1 pseudogene is annotated in these 791 nt (G+C 44.4%); it reads right to left on the reverse strand.

The annotated features are described in order from the left end of the window. A pseudogene (locus DRF60_RS21300) lies at positions 1-791 on the reverse strand (RHS repeat-associated core domain-containing protein); the annotation flags it as partial.

Raw genomic sequence — 791 nt, forward strand, 5'->3', positions numbered from 1 at the left:
TAATAATCGTTGCTGTCTACAATTTCAAGAACTCCTGCGCTGGTTCTTCCAAAGCTTACCCTTGCATTTCCAAGGTGGTCTTTGTAACTGTAAATATACTGATCTTTTGTGTAATCATAAAATCCTTCTGCGGTAGGGAAAAACTGTAAATCCTGGGTTTTAAGAGAAATCGTAGTGGTATCTTCAGGCCGTACAGAGTAGGCTTCCATTTCCATGGCCCTTTCTGCTGAGGCCATAGGGAATATCTCACCCGGGTTTCCGCCTCCGCCCGAACTTACGGTTTCCTTATGAAGGTACTGGAAGCCATCGAGATAATCCGTTTCCTCCGTAGTGGTAATAGAGCTCTGATGTCCTGAAACTGTACTTACGGTAGTTTTCTTCACCTTCGTTCCATCTGCACCATACATATAGCTGGATGTAAAAGGGGAGCCGCCCTGGTCAAGATTTATCTGCTTTGGCAGGTTCAGGTAATTATACTGTATCTCCATGATACCCTTTCCTGGCATATTGGTCATATTTCCGTTGGCATCATAGTTTATGGCAGTAGAAAATGAACTTACAGCTTCATAGCCGCTCGGGTTTCCTGATTCGTCATCCAGCCGGGTAAGCCTGTTGCCCTGGTAAGTATACTGCAGGTTGTCTATCACCGTTGCCGTGGTATTGCCTCCTATTACAGATGTTCTGTAAAGATTGGTAATGTTTCCGTTGAGATCATACGCCAGAGATTCTGTATTTTCTTTGCTGTAAGGGTTGTTTGGATTCTGGTAATATCCCGCTGTAAGCCTGTTGAG

The sequence above is a fragment of the Chryseobacterium elymi genome, from assembly GCF_003385495.1.
GTDB lineage: Bacteria > Bacteroidota > Bacteroidia > Flavobacteriales > Weeksellaceae > Chryseobacterium > Chryseobacterium elymi.